The organism is Bacillus sp. TH19, assembly GCF_016651075.1.
Classification (GTDB): Bacteria; Bacillota; Bacilli; order Bacillales; family Bacillaceae_G; genus Bacillus_A; species Bacillus_A mycoides.
The window spans coordinates 1,244,459-1,259,395 of record NZ_JAEKEO010000010.1 but is presented as its reverse complement, the minus strand read 5'-3'; the positions used below and the strand labels follow the sequence as shown (position 1 = coordinate 1,259,395).

Below are 14,937 nucleotides of genomic sequence, written 5' to 3'. Positions count from 1 at the left end.
TCATGAAAATCTGCTATTTTTTCATTGATTTTTAATAAATTTTATTATATATTAATTACAGGTTCAAATTACAAGTTCAAAAGAACTCGTAATCAGACCCTTTGTTTAATGGATTTTTACATATTATCATTAGGCAAATTCCGAGAAATCGTATGATAAAAATAAAAAATGATGAGGAGAGGATCAAATGGAATTCGAATTTTTCTTTCAGATTGCACTTATTTTATTAAGTACAAAGCTCGCTGGTGACCTTAGTGTTAGATTAGGTCAACCTTCTGTACTCGGTAAATTAATTGTTGGTATCGTTATCGGTCCAGCTATATTCGGATGGATTGAAAATTCAGAGCTTCTAACACAATTAAGTAATGTCGGAGTTATTCTTTTAATGTTTATGGCAGGCCTTGAAACAGACTTAGAAGAATTAAACGCAAATCGTAATTCTTCTTTAGCTGTTGCACTTGGAGGTATCGTTCTTCCATTCGTAGGTGGTTACGTTGCCGGTCTTGTTGTCGGTATGGAACAAGGGAATGCTGTCTTTTTAGGATTACTTCTATGTGCAACAAGTGTTAGTATTTCCGTTCAAACACTTCGTGATTTAGGTAAAATGAAAACACGTGAAAGTACGACGATGCTTGGAGCCGCTGTATTTGATGACATTCTTGTTGTTATTTTATTAGCATTTGCAATGAGCTTCTTAGGCACAGATGACGTTAACTTAACAATGATTATCTTGAAGAAAGTAGTATTCTTTGCTTCTATCATTTTAATTGGTTGGAAGGGTGTTCCAGCAATCATGCGTTGGTTATCACCGCTTCGCGTATCTGAGTCTATCGTTAGTGCTGCGCTTATCATCTGTTTCTCATTCGCATACTTCGGCGAACTATTAGGAATTGCTGGTATTATCGGTGCTTTCGCAGCTGGTATCGCTATTTCTCAAACGAACTACAAACATGAAGTAGAAAAGAAAGTAGAACCAATTGCTTACGCTATGTTCGTTCCAGTATTCTTTGTTAGTATCGGTATGAATATTACATTTGACGGTATTGGCGATCAAATTTGGTTCATCTTAGCATTAACAGTTATCGCTGTATTCACAAAACTAATCGGTTGTGGATTCGGTGCACGAATGACTGGATTTGATGCAAAGTCTTCTGCAATTATCGGTGCTGGTATGGTTTCTCGTGGTGAAGTTGCACTTATCATCGCAGGAACAGGACTTTCTTCTGGCCTATTAGCACAAGATTACTTTACAGCAATCGTTATCGTAGTTATTTTAACAACGATGATTACACCACCAATGTTAAAATACACTTTTGGTGCAAAAGATAAAGCAATGAAAGCAAGTAAATAAGTTTACTATAATAAAAGGAGATTGCTATCTTATAAGATAGCAATCTCCTTTTTCATTTTATCTTTAAACAATTCCATTCATTTTTAACCAGTTTTCAAACATAGTTCGTGCTTCTTCATCATCGATATCATTACTAAACGAATACACCTTAATGCCATAATCATCTATATATTCACCTAGCTTCATTTCCTCCACTTTTTTGTAAAAATCATCTACCTCATAGTGTGGAATATAGGCATCCCAAATTGGTTTATTTATTCTTTTATACGCTGTCACTTCTAAATCATATCCATCTTCATAATATCCGATGTGATAATGTTTACTAGGGTCATATTTCTCCATTAATATCCCTTCCTTTAAAAAGCTATCCTATTTCACGTAATAAACAAAAGCGAGCTGTATATTACAGCTCGCTCAATTAATTAAATACGCTCCATCGCCGTCTTCAACGTACCAACAACGAAAGCAATTTCTTCACTTGATATAACGAGCGGCGGTGCCAATGTTAAGACATTATTATATCCTGCTGTTGTCATACCGTTACGCCCAATAATGAGCCCTTTTTCTTTACAAGCATTTACAACACTTGCAATTTTGTCATTATCAATTGGTTCTTTCGTCGCTTTATCATTTACTAGTTCGATTCCAACTAATAGCCCTTTCCCTCTAATATTACCAACAAGTGGATGTTCTCCGATTTCTTCTTTTAATTGATTTAATAAAAGCGAACCCATTTGTGCAGAGCGCTCAATTAAATTTTCATTTTCCATAATCTCTAAGTTTTTAAGCGCTAATGCACAAGCCGCTGGATTTCCACCAAATGTATTAATATGGCGGAAGAATTCATATTCTCCTGTTCCTTTAAATGCCTCATAAATTTCTTTTTTTACAGCTGTTGCTGATAATGGTAAGTATGCGCTCGTAATACCTTTTGCCATCGTAACGATATCAGGCTTAACGTCATAGTTCATAAACCCAAATGCTTTTCCTGTACGCCCGAAACCACAAATAACTTCATCACTTATAAGTAGTGCTCCGTGTTTTTGACACGTTTCATGAACAGCTTTCATATAGTCTTGTGGCGGCATTAAAATACCTCCGCCTGTAATAATTGGCTCCATAATAAATGCTGCTATCGTTTCACTTAATTCCCATGTCATAACACGATCTACTTCTTTTACGCATTCTACATCATAAATATTTTGTGATTCCATTTCTGGCATGCGGTAACAATCTGGAGGCGTTACATGTAAAAAACCTGAAGCAAATGGCTCATATTGGTATCTACGCTGTGCTTGTCCAGTCGCTGCCATCGTCGCCATTGTGTTTCCGTGATAACCACGATAACGTGACATAAATTTGTAACGATGCGGTTCACCTTTTTGAGCATAATATTGTCTTGCTATTTTAAAAGCGGTTTCATTCGCTTCTGATCCACTATTAGAGAAGAAAATAACATACTCTCCACCAAGCCACTCGTTTAACTTTTCAGCGAGCTTAATTGCTGGTTCATGTGATTGTGACATCGGAAAATATGATAATGTTTGCAATTGCTTATAAGCTGCCTCTGCAAGCTCTTTTCTTCCATATCCGCTATTTACACACCAAAGACCACTCATACCATCTAAGTATCTTTTTCCGTGTATATCTTCAACCCAGCACCCTTCTGCTTTTGCCCCTACCATTGTACTACTTGGACTAAAGGGACGCATTCCGTGCCAAACATATTGCTCATCTTTTGCTAATAATTCATCGGTTTGTTTTGTCTTCATCATTTCTTCCACCTTCCATAACAACTTATTTTTCACAAAGCTGCGCTGGTGCCATGATGAGTTAAATTTCTCCCTGCCTATTTTCATTCCACAAATACAAGACAAATCCTACCAAAATTAAAGTAATATTTATCCCGCATTAACGGGCAGTAAAACTCCCACCCCAAAATTCAGCTGGAGCAAAGAAATTAGGTGGGAGATTAACTGCCCATAAACGCCCGATTGGTGAAGGCTAATAATCAGTGTGGGTGGATGAACAATCCCCCACACTGATTAAAGTTTCACTTTATAAGAAAATGTCAAAAGAAAGAGGAGCTTTTCTTATATTTCGAAAAGCTCCTCTTTTTTTAATGCGAAGATGCATCACTAATACCATGACCAGTATTAGATTTCACAAGAATTTCATCAAATTTCGCTGCATCTTCTTTCTTACTAGAGAAAACAGTTCCTAAATATGCTGCAAGAAACCCGAGCGGGATCGAAATAATTCCAGGTGTCGTATATGGGAATATCGCTTCTCCAACAAAAATAGCTTTTCCAGCTACTGGGTTCCAAACATTTGGACTTAACGCTACAAGAACAATCGCTGATACAAGACCAACAATCATACCAGAAATTGCTCCTGTTGTATTAAAACGCTTCCAATAGATTGTAAATAATATAACCGGTAAATTTGCACTCGCTGCAACCGCAAATGCTAGTGATACTAAAAATGCTACGTTTAATGTCTGAGCAAATAAAGCAAGTATAATAGATACTATCGCTACTCCAATAGACGCATAACGAGCCATTGACACTTGCTCTTTTTCCGTTGATTTTCCTTTACGGATAATCTCATTATAAAAATCATGCGCGAATGCTGATGCTGCTGTTAACACAAGTCCTGCTACTACAGCTAAAATAGTTGCAAAAGCAATTGCTGATACGAAAGCAAATAAGAAATCTCCGCCTAATGCTTTTGCTAATAAAGGTGCTGCCATATTACCAGCAGGGTTTGCTTTAATAATCGCCTCATTTCCTACAAACGCTGCTGCCCCAAACCCTAAGAAAATTGTCATAATATAAAACGCGCCAATTAACCACGTCGCATATACAACAGATTGACGTGCAGTTTTTGCATCACGTACTGTAAAAAAGCGGACAAGAATATGTGGTAATCCCGCTGTACCAAGGACTAGTCCTAAATTTAAAGAAAGTGTATCTAGACCATCCTTATACTTTACTCCTGGATTTAAAAACGAATCTTTTAATGGAGTAGCTGTTTTCATGTGAGCGAACATTTCAGTCACACTGAAATTAAATTTGGAGAAAACGATAACAGAAATAATAAATGTCCCTGCCATAAGTAGTACAGCCTTTACAATTTGAACCCAGCTCGTAGCTGTCATTCCTCCAAAAATAACATACACAGTCATAAGTGTACCTACGATTAATACAGATGTTGTATATTCAATACCTAATAATAGTTTAATAAGTGCACCCGCACCAACTAATTGTGCAATCATATAAAAAATTGAAATCGTCATCGTATTAAGCGCTGCTATACCACGAACTTTTTTCGCATCAAAACGTGCCGCAATCATATCCGCTAACGTGTACTTCCCTAAATTTCTAAGCGGTTCTGCGACAAGATATAGAACAACTAAATAAGCAACTAAAAAGCCGATACTATAAAAGAACCCATCAAACCCAGTTAACGCTATCGCTCCGGCTATACCAAGAAATGACGCAGCAGACATGTAATCCCCAGCAATAGCCAGACCATTTTGCCAGCCAGTTAATCCCCCTCCAGCCGTATAAAATTCACTCGCATTTTTCGTTTTTTTTGATGCAAAATAGGTTATGACGAGCGTACCAAGGACAATAATTAAAAATAGTGCAAACGCAGTAGTATTCAAATTCAGCCCCTCCCTTTTTGCATATCTTGCAGAATTTTTTGCGAAATTTCATCAAAGGATTCGGCTTTCTTACTGTAAATCATACATAATGACCATGTCATAATAAATTGCGCAAAAGCAAATACCCATGCCCATGTCACATCACCAAACGCCGGTGTATTAAGCACCTTTGAATACGATGTTAAAATAGGTAGTGCTATAAAAAAACTTAAAAAGAAAATACTCATCGGAATGATAAACTTCTTTTTCGTATTTAATAACAATTGAAACTCTTCAGACTGAACAACTTCTGTATAGTTCACCTCATTTTGTAACTTACGTGCTGACGTATCATCTCGTTTCATTCTCTGGTCCCCTCTCTTAACTTAAAATACAATTCCTCCTTGCATACATAAATACTAAATTTTATAAATATTCAGAAACTTATTTCCATTTTAGACAATCCATACATTCCTGCAAAGATTTTTCGATAGACATTTTTCGTCATTTTCTCCTAAATTTTCAATATACTTTTTTAACATAAAATTTGATTGATTCGATTAAACTTTTATTCCCATTAAAATAGAAGAAAGAAGTAGTGCTTATCGCACTACTTCTTTCTTTGTCTCCTTTTCTAAATTACGAGCTGTTTCACTTAATTCAACGTCTTTTCCATCTTTAAGTGTTCTAAATATAAAATCGAATACTGGATTTGAAACTCCGAACCAAAACTTTTCATTTTTATAATGGTGTAATATGTGCTGTTTTTTTAGCCATCTTCCAAACTTAGTGAAGGGACGAATCGGTTTATGTGCAATATAATGTTTCCATTCATAAACGAGGAGCATGATAATCATTCCGATTCCGAATGAAAGTGTAACAGTAACACTTTTTGTAATACCATACGTTATAAGTAAATATATAGTAAAGCTAGGTATACTAAACCATACAGGCAAAAATAAAAGTTTTAAATCATCTGGATATACGTGATGATCATAATGTAATCTTCTTAACATTTTTAATAAAAATGCGTTTTTAGGCGGCTTTAAATGGAATAAAAAACGGTGTGTCATATATTCGTTAAACGTATAAAAAACAATCCCAAACATACACGCTAACATACCAATCCATGTAAAAAATTGCATTTTTAAAATAATAATAAAAATTAATAGAACACTATACATAATAACAATATCATGTTGTAAAAAAAACTCTTTCACCACTCTCTTCATCTTACTTCCCCCTTTTCCACAAAAACAGCCGCAACATATCGTTACGACCATTTTTTTCTATTTCATTCTTATTCTATTCACTTTACAAATTTGCCTGCTGTTCTATTGTCGAGAAAAAAGTGTTCGGACCAAATATATTTTGCTTCGGAATAATGTGTTCTACTGCAAACACTGTTACTTCTCCTCTTTGTACTTCTCCAATAATGAGACCAAATACTTCATGATTTACCGCAAACGTTGGTTGTTTCGTTTGCAGTAACCTTGCTGCATTTTTAAATACCGCTTCATATAGTGGATTCCTATCAGTAATTTCTTTTCGGATTTTTGGTGCTAAAGTGATGATAATTTCTTTTCCGTCAATAGTGGTTCGATACATAAAAATCTCCCCTTCAATCTTATATGAACAACTGTAAAGCTTTGTATGCAAAATGGATAGAATATCCTACTAAAATAATACCTGCTCCGGCTGTAATATAGCCAAGTGCTTTTTTCTTTAATAAAGTTCTTCCAAAATGTACAGAAAAAGCAATATTTAAATTCCACAAAATAATACCAACAATAATACAAAGACTGTACAAAAAAGCTTCTTGTTTCGTTACCTTTGTAAGCAACGAGCTAAGTGTACTTCCATATATACCAAACCAAAAAACGAGATTTAATGGATTGGATATCGCAATTAGAAATCCTGCCATAAAAGATTGTTTAAGTCCACCTATCTCTTCTTGTTTATATTCCATATTAGAGTGAAAAATTCCTTGTTTTACACTTTGAAACCCTAAATAAAACAACAAGAAAAAACCAGCGCAATACATAAAAGCTTGTACATATGTATACATAAACACAGAAGATAAACCAAAATAAATAAGCAGCATAAACAAAATATCAGCAGTCATTCCTCCGATTCCAACAATCCACGCATGCCAAAATCCACGTTCAATTCCTCGTTTTAACATTTCAATATTAATCGGACCTACAGGTGCAGCTAATGAAATACCTAATACTATTTGTTGTATAATTGCTCCAAACATCACTCTATCCTTTCTACTTCTTTTACTATTAAGTAATGATGCAAATAAAGAAAATAGACTAGCTTTCATAAAAATTATTCACTAATACAATACCCTTTTTTATCCAAAATATGCAAAAGAGCCATCCAGTTGATGGCTCTTATTTCTCTACCCTATGATGAAAAGGACATTTACCTTTAATCGGCTCAATATCATCCCCTATGAAATATTGTTTCCATTCACGATGATTAGGATCGCCGTAGTGACTAATGTTAGGGTGCTTCGGCAACTGATCCCACTTTTCAACTCGTTCACGGACCATTTGTCTTGAATACGACCCTTTAGGACGATCTCCTTCTAATCCATCGAAAATAGTTCGTGGCTGGAATCCAATAACGAGAGAATTTCCTAAATGCCTAGTCTTTCGCTGTTTATAAGCTGGCGCATTCCCAAATGCAAATATTGGTTCACCACCAAATGAAAATTCCCATAAATGATGGTCTGGATTTTTCGGGATTTGCTTTGGCCATAATTGATTATCTTGTTCATGCAAATATTGTAGTACTTTCCAAAAATAATCTCGATAATATTCGATTGATTTTTCTTCACATTCCGGTTCCACAAAAAGAAAAAATCCTCTTCTTACAATCGGCCGCTCTTTCATTAGCTCCAAAAAAGTTAACATTGTATTGGGCAAATGACTCCAATCATTATGAGAGAGAAATGAATAACGAAGTTCATTCTTCTTCAAAGCTGTTAAACCGAAATAACACGGGAAGGTTGGTTCTAACACGACACTCGAAAAATCATGAAATTCTTTTGCAACCCAATTCGGTATATCGACTCTATTTTTCATCCCTTCATTATCTAATAAATAAGACTCATCCATTCTTTCACCTCATTATGTACAGCATTCACTTAAGAATATTACATACTCGGCTTGTCCTATACCTTTTTAAAAATTCAAGAAAAAATTAATTCAAAATACAAAATTTTAAAAACGCTTACTTGACTAAATTCTACCAATTCATGTATATTTAAATTAATCATTTAGCAGAATATTCGAGAATATAGCATTTTTTATTTTTATTATTTTTTAATGAATTTCACTAAATGAAAAAAGGAATCGTTTTTAGGAGGAATTGTGACATGCAAGGAAAAGTAAAATGGTTTAACAATGAAAAAGGTTTTGGATTTATCGAAATGGAAGGCTCTGAAGATGTATTCGTACATTTCTCTGCTATTCAAAGCGACGGCTACAAAGCTTTAGAGGAAGGTCAAGAAGTATCTTTCGACATTACTGAAGGAAACCGTGGACCTCAAGCTGCTAACGTGGCAAAACTTTAATCCCACTTATGACAGGAGGTTACCTTACTTGGTAACCTCCTTTGTTATTCCTTTGTATATTTCCGTTTTCCAGAGCAAAAACTATGTGAAATGCGCAAAATACAAAGGAGGCAATAACAATGGGGTCACATGTAAATGATTTTGAAGAAGTAAAATTCCGTGTAGAAACTGCACAAAAAATGGTAGGTTCTGCAACAATTTCAATGGATCCAGACACATTAGAGCATGCCACTACTGCAGTAGAATCGGCTCGTTCTCAGCTTGAAATCATGAAATCCGTTGCAACGGATTTAGATGAGCCATTTCTAATGAATGAAGAAAAAAAATTAAGTAAATGCGAGCATCAATTACATGAAGCGAAGCACTAAAAAACATCCAGAGAAAATTCTCTGGATGTTTTTTTATGACAATTGCTCCCCATACTTTTTCAACTTCTCTCCAACCGTACATTGCCGTATACAAAAAGAATGGGCATAGTATTTACTATGATTTTTCCGATTATGTTCCTGCAGGAAACACCCTCCGCAATACGTTTCTAATAAGTCATTTACCTCTGTAATGAGTTGCTTCTTCTTCACGTGTGCACCTCTCTATTCGGTTATTTCTTTATGACTATCAATTGTCGTCCCTTCTAATGCTTGCGCTGCTAATTGATGTGCCTCTTTATTTTGTTTTCTAGATATCGGTTCACAAATAAGCTTTAATTTCATTTGCTTCGCTTTTTGTTCAATTTGATCTAAGTAATGATTTAAATGTTCATCATAGCAAGGCCATTCACCAGCTAATTGCTGCAGTACAACTTGAGAATCTCCACGAAGTGTAACTGCTTCATATTTAATTCCTAATTCCCCGAGTGTATTCATCCCGTATAATAATGCTGCATACTCCGCTTCGTTATTATCATATATGCCTTCTATGTATGCATTGCGACGAATTCGATAATTTGTATTTCCTTTTTTATAGTATACACATATACCAACCCCAGCTTCTTTCGTCTGTACATCATAACCACCATCAAAATAAACTTGAATTTCTTGCGGATCTTCCTCCACTTGCTTACTCAGTTTTTTCATTTCTTTTAATGACCATTCCGCGTCCATTTCATCGAAAAATAAAAGTTCTTTCACCCTACCTGTTTTCTCAAAATCCTCCGCAAATTGAAGTACTTCTTCTATGTTCATATAATCTGTTGTTAATTCAGTCTGTAAACCACGCTTCGTTTTATACAACCAATGTATTTTATATTTCATACTAGATTCCCCTTTTATAAGACTTCTTATATTTATCCCCCATGAACGGTCAGTAAGACTCCCACCTTAAAATTTAACGAAAGCAAAGAAGTTAGGCGGAAGATCAACTGTCCGTAAATGCCCGATTGGTGCGGGCTAATAATCAGTGGGGTCCCCCACTGATTAAAGTTTCACTTTATTTTATTATATTTTATCAAAAGTCACAGTATTATATACAATTTAATCACATACAAAAAGAGCCATCCTAAGTAAGGACAGCTCTTTCATCTATTGCATAAATCTTTCAAATTGCACTCGCTTATTAATCCAGTACATTACAGGCATACCAATTGCCATTACAACAAATTCACCAACTGCACAAGTTAGCCATGTCAATAAAAATGGCAGATCAAACGCAAGATGAAGTTCAATTGCAATCATAAACATTGTGACTGTAAAAATAACTGTATTAAAAATCATACGAGCCCAAACACCTTTAATGAAGCGCATAGAAATAATAGTTGCAAGTAATGCAAGAATGGATTGCCCTACTCCAAATACTAAATCATAAGCGATCATAGGTGAGAAAAAGAGATTCGTTAAAAATACACCTAATACAATCCCGTAAATTGCTTTCTTATTGAATACAACAAGATGATTAAACATCTCTGAAATACGAAACTGTACACTGGTAAAGCCAAATGGCTGAATAAGCATAGAAACAGCAATATATAATGCCGCTAAAATACCATTACCGACTAATGTCCTTATATTCATGACAAAATCTCCTTAGTTTTTTTACGTGGGATGGTTTCGAACCACGTTATTCGTTTTTTAAGCAACAAGAATATATTCTACGCAATAGACACTCTCTCGTCAATAGATTCCTATCATTAACTACCTTTTTTCTTTTAGAAAACGTATAATAAAACATATGAAAGTTTTAGGAGGTTTCACTTCATGACAGCAACAATTCAAAATGAAAAAGTGATCGTTTCCATTTCTGACAAAGGTGCAGAATTACAAAGCGTTCGCTTAAAAGAAGATAACACTGAATACTTATGGCAAGGCGATTCTACTTATTGGGGGCGCCGCGCACCAATTTTATTCCCAATTGTCGGCCGATTAGTAGATAATACATACTACGTAGATGGTAAACCATATTCTTTAACACAACACGGCTTTGCTCGTGATCTTACATTCTCTGTAAAAGAACAAAGTGAAACGAATATTACTTATATTGTTACTAGTAATGAAGAAACATTAAAAAAATACCCATACGAATTCGAATTAATCGTTTCTTATGAGCTAGATGGACAAATCGTTCATGTAACATATGAAGTAAATAACCCTACTTCAAAAGAGATGTTCTTCTCAATCGGAGCACATCCTGGTTTCAACTTCCCCTTATTAGAGGGCGAATCATTTACAGATTATCATTTATCATTTAATGGTTCTGAACGCTTAGAAACAAGCGTATTAGAAGGACCTTATCTTTCAAGTAAAAAGCAATTAATCGCTGAAAATACGAATGAATTACCACTTACATACGATTTATTCAAAAATGATGCACTTATTTTTGAAAATATGAATACGGATGAAATCTCTATTCGTTCTCATAAACATAATAAATTTGTAAAAGTAGAATTTGACGGATTCCCATTTGTCGGTGTATGGACACCAGGCGAGAACGCACCTTTCTTATGTATTGAACCTTGGTACGGGATTGCTGATGAAGTAAATCCGGCAAAAGATTTCAAGGAAAAAAAAGGAATTCAATCTTTACAAACGAATGAAACATTTACATGTCGTTATAGTATTACAATCGGCTAAGTTACTCTATCCCCTACTTCAAAGAAACATATAAGTAGGGGATCATCTTATAATTTGGAGGTTTCTCATTTTGATTGAAGTATATATTGATGGTGCATCAAAAGGAAATCCTGGTCCTTCTGGTGCAGGAGTGTTTATTAAAGGGGTGCAACCAGCTGTACAGTTATCATTGCCCCTTGGGACAATGTCCAATCATGAAGCAGAATACCACGCTTTACTTGCGGCATTAAAATATTGCACGGAGCATAATTATAACATTGTCTCTTTTCGTACCGATTCGCAGCTTGTCGAGCGAGCTGTCGAAAAAGAATACGCAAAAAATAAAATATTTGCACCACTATTAGAGGAAGCACTGCAGTACATAAAAAGTTTCGATCTCTTTTTTATTAAGTGGATTCCAAGTAGTCAAAATAAAGTTGCTGATGAATTAGCTAGAAAAGCTATCTTACAAAATTAACGGGGGTATGAGTGTGAAAAAAGATTGGATTGCTCCTCTTGCTTTATTATTTGTCTCTTTTATTTGGGGAGCTACGTTTGTTGTCGTCCAAAATGCTATGTCTTTCGTTGGTCCATTTACTTTTAATGGGATTCGCTTTTTATTCGCTGGAATTATTTTATTATTCGTTCAAATGATTTTCTCACAAAAAACTTCAAAACAAGATATAAAACAGAGTAGTCTCGCTGGATTGATGGTTGGATTCTTTTTATGTGTTGGCTATTTATTACAAACATTCGGCTTACTTTATACAACCTCTTCAAAAGCTGGTTTCTTAACTGGACTTAGCATCGTTATGGTTCCAATCCTATCTTTTATCTTTTTAAAACAGCGGGCTACAATTTTCATCGTACTTGGTATTGCTGTCGCAACAGCAGGTTTATACTTATTAACGGCTGGTGATTCTTTTCAATTAAACATTGGAGATATACTCGTTCTCGGTTGTGCAGTTGCTTTTGCTGCCCATATTCTTGTTAACGGTTTCTTTTCTAAGAAAATATCACCTTTATTACTAAGCACCTCTCAAGTATTAGCTGTCGGTATATTTTCTTCTATTTGCGCTTTTTTGTTTGAAGATTGGGAAAAATTATTTTCAGTTTCACTATGGACGAATCAATCCTTTTTATTCGCTCTATTTCTAACTTCCCTATTTGCGACATCAATTGCCTTTTTCATTCAAACTTCTGCACAAAAACACACTTCTCCAACGAGAGTAGCAATAATCTTCGCAATGGAGCCTGTTTTTGCAGCATTAACAGGTGTTCTAGTAGCAAATGAACAGCTTTCTATTTCTGCTATTATTGGATGTCTATGTATTTTCCTAGGTATGGTTTTTGTTGAACTACCTTCCAAAACGAAAAAAGAAGCGCGGGCTGCGTGAAGTTACGCTTGTAACTTCCGCATAAAAGCCTTAGCGCTTTTTTTATCTGTAATTTCTTCTTCTTTCAAGCGTTCTAATAACGCAACAAAATAACTGCCATCAAACTGTAATTGATGTTTAATCGTCGCTTCTATTGCTACGTTCACAATCCCATTAGATGCACCAGTATATCCTTGTCCGAACATAATAAATCCTTGTGCTTCCTCTGATAATTTAAATCCTTTCGTATGTAAGAATGAAAGATAATCTTCTACTGTTTGCATGATATTCCCACCTACTCAAAAATTCTCCACTTCTTATCATACATGTTTTTATACTCTATGAGAATGAAATTTATTTGACAACTTTGTAAATCTGTCGTCTACTTCTTAGAAAAAAGAGGAGTTCCTTACAATATAAAAGAATATGTAAAGTGGAATTTATTTTATATTAAAGGGGATATCGAATGAAACAAGCACTATTAATTATCGATGCTCAGCAAGAATTAATTGATGGAAATGAACAAGAAAATGAAGTTTTTCGTAAAACCGAGCTATTATCTACACTAAATACAGCCGTACAGAAAGCAATAGATTCAAATGCCCTTATTGTTTTCGTAAGAGATATCGATGTTGCTTCTGGTAGTGGTGTAGGATTTGAAGTACATAATCAAATTAAAGTACCTCAGTCTGCAATCCTTATTAATAAAGCAGCAACAAACTCATTCTATGGCACTTCTTTACTTGAACTTTTAAAAGAAGAAAAAATTAATCATATTGTTATAGGTGGATGTAAAACAGAACATTGTATTGACACCGCAGTTAGAACAGCTACTGTACAAGGATTTGACGTTACATTAATTAAAAATGGTCATTCCACAACTGATTCTGACGTATTGTCTGCAGAGCAAATTATTGGTCATCATAATAAAACTCTACACGGTCATTATAATGTTGATCATTTTTCTATGGTGAGAGATATCGAGGAAGATCTCTTTCAGCCAACTCACGACCAATATCGTGATTAACGAAAAAGAATCCTTCATTCAGAAGGATTCTTTTTTATCCAAAAATTTGTGCCGCAATACTATATAGCTCATTATTCCTTTTTAATAATTTATCGCTATTTTTCATCATAATTGGTGGTGTATTAACCTTTTTAAAACCGATAATCTCTAATTCTTTCATGAAATCTTTCTTTCCTTCTGGTACATCAATTCTCAATTTACCATTATGTTCTCTTACTAAATAATGTACCATTCTCATTGCCATCTTATCATTTTTAGCAACAATTGGTCCTATTATTTTATTTTCTGGCGTTTGTATACTTATACCGTATCCTAATACATTTTGTTGTGCATCCTTTGTAACAATACATTGTTCACTTTGTATAATTCGATACTTTAAAAACTCTTCTCTATTTGTTCCAAATGCATCTTTATCTATTTGTATTATTTCTTCTAAATCACGTTCTTCATAATTCACAATATACTCTTCATTTCCTACACAATGGTAATTCGCATTGTACGAGTTACATATGTATTTAGAAACATAACTAACAGCCCTGAATCCTAGCTTTTCATATAAAACTTTTCCCTCATCCGTGGCAATAAGCATAATTGGGGTTTGAGTTGATACGCTTTTAACACATGAATCCGTTATTATCTTTCCAATCCCTCTTCCTTTATAATCTGGATGTACAATTACCATTCCTATTGACACTAACACTTCTCCGTATAATATAATTGCAGCGCTTGCAATAAGTTTTTTTCTCTCATTCCATACGCCGTATACAATACCGGAGTTAAAAATCGTTTCAACTTCTTCTTTGTTATAATCCCATCCAATATATGAAGATAATGCAACAATATCCTCTGTATCTTCTTTCCTCAGACGCTCCACTCTCATTTTCAATTCAATCATTCTCCATCTCCT

At 34.7% G+C, this 14,937-nt stretch carries 20 protein-coding genes and 1 riboswitch; of the genes, 7 read left to right on the top strand and 13 right to left on the bottom strand.

What is annotated here, in order from left to right; genetic code table 11:
* The first annotated feature begins 187 nt into the window (after positions 1-187).
* Positions 188-1,351: a cation:proton antiporter gene (locus JFU54_RS24205; protein ID WP_002030896.1), complete on the top strand. Its 1,164-nt coding sequence runs from the start codon at positions 188-190 to the stop codon at positions 1,349-1,351.
* 63 nt (positions 1,352-1,414) lie between these two features.
* On the opposite strand, the gene JFU54_RS24200 is transcribed toward JFU54_RS24205, so the two are convergent.
* The 8 genes from JFU54_RS24200 to JFU54_RS24165 form a co-directional block, all read right to left on the bottom strand.
* The gene (locus JFU54_RS24200) at positions 1,415-1,693 is read right to left on the bottom strand and encodes a DUF3986 family protein (RefSeq protein WP_201066633.1); all 279 of its coding nucleotides are present in this window, start codon (positions 1,691-1,693) and stop codon (positions 1,415-1,417) included.
* A gap of 80 nt (positions 1,694-1,773) precedes the next feature.
* Positions 1,774-3,123: an aspartate aminotransferase family protein gene (locus JFU54_RS24195; protein WP_201066631.1), complete on the bottom strand. Its 1,350-nt coding sequence runs from the start codon at positions 3,121-3,123 to the stop codon at positions 1,774-1,776.
* A 347-nt stretch (positions 3,124-3,470) separates the two neighbouring features.
* A complete protein-coding gene (locus JFU54_RS24190) occupies positions 3,471-5,021 on the bottom strand; it encodes a solute symporter family protein (protein ID WP_002011892.1) in 1,551 nt (516 codons plus the stop codon).
* Positions 5,022-5,023: 2 nt separating this feature from the next.
* Positions 5,024-5,365: a DUF485 domain-containing protein gene (locus tag JFU54_RS24185; RefSeq protein ID WP_002141080.1), complete on the bottom strand. Its 342-nt coding sequence runs from the start codon at positions 5,363-5,365 to the stop codon at positions 5,024-5,026.
* Between the two features lie 237 nt (positions 5,366-5,602).
* Positions 5,603-6,232 (bottom strand): sterol desaturase family protein, encoded by a 630-nt coding sequence (locus tag JFU54_RS24180; RefSeq protein WP_002126527.1) that lies wholly within the window; start codon positions 6,230-6,232, stop codon positions 5,603-5,605.
* An 82-nt stretch (positions 6,233-6,314) separates the two neighbouring features.
* Complete coding sequence (locus tag JFU54_RS24175) at positions 6,315-6,608, bottom strand: hypothetical protein (protein WP_002011898.1); 294 nt, start codon at positions 6,606-6,608, stop codon at positions 6,315-6,317.
* Positions 6,609-6,627: 19 nt separating this feature from the next.
* Complete coding sequence (locus tag JFU54_RS24170) at positions 6,628-7,260, bottom strand: LysE family transporter (protein ID WP_201067310.1); 633 nt, start codon at positions 7,258-7,260, stop codon at positions 6,628-6,630.
* A 139-nt stretch (positions 7,261-7,399) separates the two neighbouring features.
* Positions 7,400-8,128 (bottom strand): YqcI/YcgG family protein, encoded by a 729-nt coding sequence (locus JFU54_RS24165; protein ID WP_002030884.1) that lies wholly within the window; start codon positions 8,126-8,128, stop codon positions 7,400-7,402.
* Between the two features lie 260 nt (positions 8,129-8,388).
* Here JFU54_RS24165 and cspB point away from each other — a divergent pair, with 260 nt between their 5' ends.
* Positions 8,389-8,586: a cold shock-like protein CspB gene (gene cspB / locus JFU54_RS24160; protein WP_002011904.1), complete on the top strand. Its 198-nt coding sequence runs from the start codon at positions 8,389-8,391 to the stop codon at positions 8,584-8,586.
* A 119-nt stretch (positions 8,587-8,705) separates the two neighbouring features.
* Complete coding sequence (locus JFU54_RS24155) at positions 8,706-8,954, top strand: DUF2564 family protein (protein ID WP_002011905.1); 249 nt, start codon at positions 8,706-8,708, stop codon at positions 8,952-8,954.
* Positions 8,955-8,987: 33 nt separating this feature from the next.
* Here the strand turns inward: JFU54_RS24155 and JFU54_RS24150 are convergent, their stop codons facing one another.
* From JFU54_RS24150 to JFU54_RS24140, 3 genes are all read right to left on the bottom strand, one after another.
* Positions 8,988-9,164 carry a zinc-finger domain-containing protein gene (locus JFU54_RS24150; protein WP_002011906.1) on the bottom strand — a complete coding sequence of 59 codons (177 nt, stop codon included), beginning with the start codon at positions 9,162-9,164 and terminating at the stop codon, positions 8,988-8,990.
* A 12-nt stretch (positions 9,165-9,176) separates the two neighbouring features.
* Positions 9,177-9,836, bottom strand: a complete 660-nt coding sequence (locus tag JFU54_RS24145) for a ribonuclease H family protein (RefSeq protein ID WP_012260647.1) — start codon at positions 9,834-9,836, stop codon at positions 9,177-9,179.
* Between the two features lie 267 nt (positions 9,837-10,103).
* Positions 10,104-10,592 carry a QueT transporter family protein gene (locus tag JFU54_RS24140; RefSeq protein WP_002011909.1) on the bottom strand — a complete coding sequence of 163 codons (489 nt, stop codon included), beginning with the start codon at positions 10,590-10,592 and terminating at the stop codon, positions 10,104-10,106.
* 6 nt (positions 10,593-10,598) lie between these two features.
* A riboswitch (PreQ1 riboswitch) is annotated at positions 10,599-10,643 on the bottom strand.
* Between the two features lie 132 nt (positions 10,644-10,775).
* Here JFU54_RS24140 and JFU54_RS24135 point away from each other — a divergent pair.
* From JFU54_RS24135 to JFU54_RS24125, 3 genes are all read left to right on the top strand, one after another.
* Entirely contained in the window at positions 10,776-11,648 is an 873-nt protein-coding gene (locus JFU54_RS24135) for an aldose 1-epimerase family protein (protein WP_201066629.1), read from the top strand.
* Positions 11,649-11,718: 70 nt separating this feature from the next.
* Positions 11,719-12,105, top strand: coding sequence for a reverse transcriptase-like protein (locus tag JFU54_RS24130; protein WP_002011911.1), 387 nt, complete (start codon positions 11,719-11,721; stop codon positions 12,103-12,105).
* Between the two features lie 13 nt (positions 12,106-12,118).
* On the top strand, positions 12,119-13,024 hold the full coding sequence (locus tag JFU54_RS24125; protein WP_201066627.1) for a DMT family transporter: 906 nt from the start codon (positions 12,119-12,121) through the stop codon (positions 13,022-13,024).
* A gap of 2 nt (positions 13,025-13,026) precedes the next feature.
* On the opposite strand, the gene JFU54_RS24120 is transcribed toward JFU54_RS24125, so the two are convergent.
* Complete coding sequence (locus JFU54_RS24120) at positions 13,027-13,287, bottom strand: DUF6123 family protein (protein ID WP_201066625.1); 261 nt, start codon at positions 13,285-13,287, stop codon at positions 13,027-13,029.
* Positions 13,288-13,469: 182 nt separating this feature from the next.
* Between JFU54_RS24120 and JFU54_RS24115 the strand changes: the two genes are divergently transcribed.
* On the top strand, positions 13,470-14,030 hold the full coding sequence (locus tag JFU54_RS24115; RefSeq protein WP_002064579.1) for a cysteine hydrolase family protein: 561 nt from the start codon (positions 13,470-13,472) through the stop codon (positions 14,028-14,030).
* A 34-nt stretch (positions 14,031-14,064) separates the two neighbouring features.
* Here JFU54_RS24115 and JFU54_RS24110 read toward each other — a convergent pair whose 3' ends face one another.
* Positions 14,065-14,925 (bottom strand): GNAT family N-acetyltransferase, encoded by an 861-nt coding sequence (locus JFU54_RS24110; RefSeq protein WP_201066623.1) that lies wholly within the window; start codon positions 14,923-14,925, stop codon positions 14,065-14,067.
* Positions 14,926-14,937 lie beyond the last annotated feature (12 nt).

Coding starts and splice junctions, on each gene's coding strand:
- JFU54_RS24205 (WP_002030896.1), top strand. CDS start 188: ATGGAATTCGAATTTTTCTTTCAGATTGCACTTATTTTATTAAGTACA.
- JFU54_RS24200 (WP_201066633.1), bottom strand. CDS start 1,693: ATGGAGAAATATGACCCTAGTAAACATTATCACATCGGATATTATGAA.
- JFU54_RS24195 (WP_201066631.1), bottom strand. CDS start 3,123: ATGAAGACAAAACAAACCGATGAATTATTAGCAAAAGATGAGCAATAT.
- JFU54_RS24185 (WP_002141080.1), bottom strand. CDS start 5,365: ATGAAACGAGATGATACGTCAGCACGTAAGTTACAAAATGAGGTGAAC.
- JFU54_RS24180 (WP_002126527.1), bottom strand. CDS start 6,232: ATGAAGAGAGTGGTGAAAGAGTTTTTTTTACAACATGATATTGTTATT.
- JFU54_RS24175 (WP_002011898.1), bottom strand. CDS start 6,608: ATGTATCGAACCACTATTGACGGAAAAGAAATTATCATCACTTTAGCA.
- JFU54_RS24170 (WP_201067310.1), bottom strand. CDS start 7,260: ATGTTTGGAGCAATTATACAACAAATAGTATTAGGTATTTCATTAGCT.
- JFU54_RS24165 (WP_002030884.1), bottom strand. CDS start 8,128: ATGGATGAGTCTTATTTATTAGATAATGAAGGGATGAAAAATAGAGTC.
- cspB (WP_002011904.1), top strand. CDS start 8,389: ATGCAAGGAAAAGTAAAATGGTTTAACAATGAAAAAGGTTTTGGATTT.
- JFU54_RS24155 (WP_002011905.1), top strand. CDS start 8,706: ATGGGGTCACATGTAAATGATTTTGAAGAAGTAAAATTCCGTGTAGAA.
- JFU54_RS24145 (WP_012260647.1), bottom strand. CDS start 9,836: ATGAAATATAAAATACATTGGTTGTATAAAACGAAGCGTGGTTTACAG.
- JFU54_RS24140 (WP_002011909.1), bottom strand. CDS start 10,592: ATGAATATAAGGACATTAGTCGGTAATGGTATTTTAGCGGCATTATAT.
- JFU54_RS24135 (WP_201066629.1), top strand. CDS start 10,776: ATGACAGCAACAATTCAAAATGAAAAAGTGATCGTTTCCATTTCTGAC.
- JFU54_RS24120 (WP_201066625.1), bottom strand. CDS start 13,287: ATGCAAACAGTAGAAGATTATCTTTCATTCTTACATACGAAAGGATTT.
- JFU54_RS24115 (WP_002064579.1), top strand. CDS start 13,470: ATGAAACAAGCACTATTAATTATCGATGCTCAGCAAGAATTAATTGAT.
- JFU54_RS24110 (WP_201066623.1), bottom strand. CDS start 14,925: ATGATTGAATTGAAAATGAGAGTGGAGCGTCTGAGGAAAGAAGATACA.